Source organism: Streptomyces himastatinicus ATCC 53653, assembly GCF_000158915.1.
GTDB lineage: Bacteria > Actinomycetota > Actinomycetes > Streptomycetales > Streptomycetaceae > Streptomyces > Streptomyces himastatinicus.
In genome coordinates this window covers 5,745,337-5,747,324 of record NZ_GG657754.1, presented here as the reverse complement: position 1 = coordinate 5,747,324, position 1,988 = coordinate 5,745,337, and the positions used below count along the sequence as shown (strand labels likewise).

Genomic DNA, 1,988 nt, shown 5'->3' with positions numbered 1-1,988 from the left:
GGCGGAGCAGATCGTGGAGGCCCAGTGGGTGTCGGAGCGGCGCGGCCACGTCCGCTTCCGCACCGAGCAGCCGCCGTACTCGATCCTCGCGCGGAGCGTGGAGGCGGCGGTGCTGCCGACCGCGCAGCGGTACGGGATGGGCGTGCTGAGCTGGGGCCCGCTCTCGGCGGGCTGGCTCTCGGGCCGCTACACGAAGGCGTCCGACATCGACCTGGCGGGCGGCGGCCGGGCAGCGGTGGAGCAGTTCAAGTTCGACCCGTCGGTGCCGGAGAACGCCCGCAAGCTCGAAGCCGTCGGCGAGCTGAGCAAGCTGGCGTCCGACGCCGGGCTCTCGCTGCCGCACCTGGCCATCGCGTTCGTACGGGCCCACCCCGCCATCACCTCGGTGATCATCGGGCCGCGGACGATGGAGCAGCTGGAGGATCTGCTCGCCGGGTCCGAGGTGGAGCTGAGCGCGGACGTCCTGGACCGGATCGACGAGATCGTGCCGCCGGGCACCGACCTCAACCGGGCCGACAGCTACTACGTACCCCCGGCCCTCGCCGACAAGGCCCTGCGGCGGCGCTGACACCGCTGGCGCTGACCGCGGATATGACGTACTGGGCCCGGGTCCGTGGTCCGGGCGCAGCGGTCGGTGGATCACCACCACGCCGACGGGGGCACGGGCCCGCCGGACCCCGCCGGGCCTACGGCGCTCGGGACCGCTCAGGACTCGTCGAGCGCGGTGAGCAGCGCGTCCACGAGGGTGCGGTCGTGGTCGTACGTGAGGCGGCTGCGGGCCGCCTCCGGGGGCAGCCAGAGCAGCCGGTCGACCTCCCGGTTCGGCACGAACGCCTCGTCGGGGACCGCCTCGGCGGCCCAGTAGCGGACCTCCTTCGGGCGGCCCCTGGCGGCGTAGTGCAGCGTGGGCAGTTCCACGCCGGGCGTGCAGCCGATCCCGGTCTCCTCCACCACCTCGCGCACCGCGCAGTGCAGCGCGTCCTCGCCGCGCTTCAGCTTGCCCTTGGGGTGCGACCAGTCGTCGTAACGCGGCCTGTGGACGAGCGCGATCTCCAGCCCGTCGTTCCGCGCGGTGCGCCGCGCGGTGTGCCTCGGGGGGGTGCCGCCACAGCACACACCCCGCCGCCAGCACGGTCGTCACGTCGTCTCGATCCCGGGAATCACCCTGACCGCTCATCCTGCCGTCTCGCCTCCCCTGGCGTCCGTCGTCAGGAAGCCTGGCCCACGATCCGCCGCCACATCCGGCCGAACGCGAACCGGGCCGCCTCCACCTCGTGCCGCTGGTCCGCGTGCAGCACGCCGAGCGCGTACGCCGTCGCCGGGGCGATCCGCGGCGTACGGGCCGCGGTCGCCGCGGCGGCGGCCGCCTCGGCCGCGTCGCGGTGCCGCTCCAGCGCCTGCCCGGCGGCCTCCAGCCGCGTGGCCTGGGACGGCTCCGCGTCCGTGGCCGCGGGCCTCGCCGCCATCAGGTCCAGCACCTCCAGTGCGTAACGCCGCATCCGTACCAGCCGCCGCACCTGGTGCCAGGGCGCGTCCTGCCGGTCGCTGGCGGGCGGCGAGTCGGCGGCGGGCGTCGCGGCGAGCCCGTGGACCAGCGCCTCCGCGTTGTACGGATGCCCCGCACGGCCCAGCGGAAGCGCCTCCACCGCCTCGATCAGCCGCCGGTTCGCCAACTCGGCGAGCGGCGGCAGCACCTGCTCGGCGGGCCGCCCGGCGGTCGCCTCGTCGAGCGGCACCTCGGAGGCGAGGAGCGCGACGGTGTCGGCGACCGCGTGGAAGCGGGACGAGCCGAGCGCCTGGAGCGCGGCGGTGTGCGCCCGGGTCCGCGCCAGGGTGAGCTGACGCTCCAGCAACGCCCCGGCGCGGGCGGCCCCCACGGTCAGCGCCCCGCCCCGGGCCTCCTCCGGATCCCCGGCCCGCTGATGCGCCGCCGTACGCCGCTCCTCCGCGCCACCGCCACCCCGGGTCCGGGCCCGCGACGACTCCAC

General features: G+C 76.0%; 3 protein-coding genes. 1 reads left to right on the top strand and 2 read right to left on the bottom strand.

The genetic code is table 11. The features are described from left to right. A partial coding sequence (locus tag SSOG_RS24350; RefSeq protein ID WP_063631591.1) for an aldo/keto reductase occupies positions 1–568 on the top strand: 568 nt, incomplete at its 5' end. A 137-nt stretch (positions 569–705) separates the two neighbouring features. Here the strand turns inward: SSOG_RS24350 and SSOG_RS24345 are convergent. Next, on the bottom strand, positions 706–1,116 hold the full coding sequence (locus SSOG_RS24345) for an NUDIX hydrolase (protein ID WP_009716905.1): 411 nt from the start codon (positions 1,114–1,116) through the stop codon (positions 706–708). A 92-nt stretch (positions 1,117–1,208) separates the two neighbouring features. Beyond that, positions 1,209–1,988: CHAD domain-containing protein (locus tag SSOG_RS24340; RefSeq protein ID WP_154685980.1), on the bottom strand; the 780-nt coding region annotated here is incomplete at its 5' end.